Annotated in this window: 2 protein-coding genes; one reads left to right on the top strand and one right to left on the bottom strand. The window is 58.5% G+C overall.

Features of this window, described 5'->3' with window-relative positions; genetic code table 11:
- Positions 1–101: 101 nt before the first annotated feature.
- The gene (locus WBB95_RS14885; RefSeq protein ID WP_424488278.1) at positions 102–1169 is read right to left on the bottom strand and encodes an ABC transporter substrate-binding protein; all 1068 of its coding nucleotides are present in this window, start codon (positions 1167–1169) and stop codon (positions 102–104) included.
- Positions 1170–1520: 351 nt separating this feature from the next.
- Between WBB95_RS14885 and WBB95_RS14880 the strand changes: the two genes are divergently transcribed.
- Positions 1521–2234 (top strand): UTRA domain-containing protein, encoded by a 714-nt coding sequence (locus WBB95_RS14880; protein ID WP_424488277.1) that lies wholly within the window; start codon positions 1521–1523, stop codon positions 2232–2234.
- Positions 2235–2634: the final 400 nt, after the last annotated feature.

Below are 2634 nucleotides of genomic sequence, written 5' to 3'. Positions count from 1 at the left end.
CCTTTCTTTCACTGATCCACCGCTTTCGCGAGCAAGCCCGCTCCCACACAAGCCCGTTCCCACATTGGATCTCCCGTGGACATCCAATGTGGGTTAACGCCTTACTGCATATTGATGATGACTTCTTCCTGCCACTTCTGCGGCAGGGCCTTGGAGGTCTTCTCCCACGCGTCGGCATCTTTGATCGGCGTGACTTTCTTGTACTGCTCATTCGGCAGCAGCTTGGCCTGGACGTCAGCTGGCAGGGTCAGGTGCTCGGCACGGATCGGACGGGCGTTACCGCGCGCCAGGTTGGTCTGGCCGGCGTCGCTGAAGATGTACTCACGGGTCAGCTTGGCGGCGTTCGGGTGCTTAGCGTATTTGTTGATGATGGTGGTGTAGCCGGAAATCACCGAGCCGTCCGATGGGATCAGCACCACGTAGTCATCCGGGTTGGCCATCTTGGCTTTGTAGCTCAGGCCGTTGAAGTCCCAGACCACGCCCACTTCGACTTCGCCTTTTTCCATGGTGGCGATGGTCGGGTTGGCCAGCGACAGGCGACCTTGCTTGGCGATTTCGGCAAACATCAGCAGCGCAGGCTGGATGTTCTTCTCGTCACCACCGTTGGCCAAGGCTGCAGCCAGCACGCCGTTGGCGGCCTGGGCGGCGGTGCTCACGTCACCGATGGACACCTTGTATTTGCCGGTTTTCAGGTCAGCCCAGCTTTTTGGGGCTTCGGAGCCATGCAGCAGTTTTTTGTTGACGATAAAGGCGATGGTGCCGGTGTAGGCCAGGGCCCAGTTGCCGTCTTTGTCTTTCGCCCAATCGGGTACTTGTGCCCAGGTGCTCGGCTTGTACGGTTGGGTCACACCCTGCTTCACCGCAATCGGGCCGAAAGCGGCACCGACGTCGCCGATGTCGGCGCTGGCGTTGTCTTTTTCGGCGGCGAACTTGGCGACTTCCTGGGCCGAGCTCATGTCGGTGTCGATGTGCTTGAGGCCGTAGGTCTTGGCCAGGTCATCCCAAGTGCCTTTCCAGTTGGCCCAGTCATCGGGCATGCCGACGCTGTTGACGGCGCCTTCCGCTTTCGCGGCGGCTTCCAACGTTTTCAAATCGGTATCAGCAGCCATGGCGGCGGTGCACATGGCAATGGTCGAGCCTAACAGTGATGCCAGGAAAAGCTGTTTCATCCGAAGCTCCTTTGGGCGTTTTCAACGCTGCGTTTTTATCGACGTTTGCGGTGGTGTTGGTCTAGGTCAGCAATACCTGAGCCAATCTAGGCTCGATGGATGACAGTTTCATGTCGATGTCGTTTTTAAATCGCTTTTGTCGCTAAGCGCAGGCTTAGCGTAGACCATGCCCAAGGGCCCGCAGGCCTTGGACTTGGCCGATGTATTGCAGGGTGTGGTATGGGCGGTGAACAGGGACTGTCATCTGTCGGTCATCTGTAATGCCTAGGCTGGCAAGTAGCAGCGGACGCCCAAATAGCGCGCGGTTTGTGCACCTGAACGGTGCTGGTCTAGTCCAGATAGGTAATGTTGATGCGTGATGAGGCAATCAAGGCGGTGACCTCCATCGGCCTGGCGCTGCAAGAGCAGATCGACCACGGCCTGCTGCCGCCTGCAAGCAAACTACCCGCCGAGCGCAAACTCAGCGAGTTGTTTGGTACCACTCGCATTACGGTGCGGGAAGCCTTGTTACAACTGGAAGCCCAAGGGCAGATTTATCGCGAGGAGCGTCGCGGCTGGTTTGTCTCGCCGCCACGCTTGGCCTACAACCTGATGCAGCGCAGTCACTTTCACGCGATGGTCAGCGAGCAGGGGCGGGTGGCGGTGACCGAGGTGATCTCTGCGCGGTTGCAACCGGCATCGGCGGCGGTGTGTGCCTGGTTGCAGTTGCCGGCGTTGTCGAGCGTGATCCAGATTTGCCGGGGGCGGCGGATTGATGGGCGTTTGGTGTTGTATGTGGAGCATTACCTGAACCCGCAGTATTTTCCGGGGATTCTGGAGTGTGACCTTAATAAGTCGATGACTGAGTTATATGCCCGCCAGTACGACTTGCACTATGGGCGGGTGCGTTTTGAAATCGTACCGACGTCACTGCCGGTGGAGGCCGCTGCTGCTTTGCGTGTGTCTGTGGGGAGTCCGGGATTGCGGATTGCCCGGGTTAATTATGACCAGCATCAGCGGTTGATCGACTGTGACCTGGAGTTCTGGCGGCATGATGCGATTCATGTGGGGGTGGATGTGGTTTGACGTTTGGTATGGTTTTTTTGGGTGGCGGGGTTTTGAGTGCATATCCGTTTTTTCGGTGAAGGCGGGTATGGGTTCCGCTCTTACAGCGGGTCACTTTCGAAAAGCGCGAAAGTAACCAAAGCGCTCTTGCCCCTCCACTCGGCACCTCGCTCACGCTTCGGTGTGCCCTCACGCAGGCTTTGGAGCGTGGGCCGCCGTGACGGGCCATCCATGGCCCAACACGGCTAACCCGGCGTCCTGCCGGGTTATCCACGGATTCAAGCCTGCGTTAGGCCATCGTGGTTAACGGGGCGCCTCAGATCAAGATCACGAGCAAGATCAAAAGCAGGGCACGGCGGCCTGAAAGCCGACCTGAGTGGTTGGATCAAGAGCGGATCACAAGCAAGAGCAGTGGCTGACC

Source organism: Pseudomonas sp. (assembly GCF_049645325.1).
GTDB lineage: Bacteria > Pseudomonadota > Gammaproteobacteria > Pseudomonadales > Pseudomonadaceae > Aquipseudomonas.
This window is presented reverse-complemented; position numbering and strand designations above follow the sequence as displayed.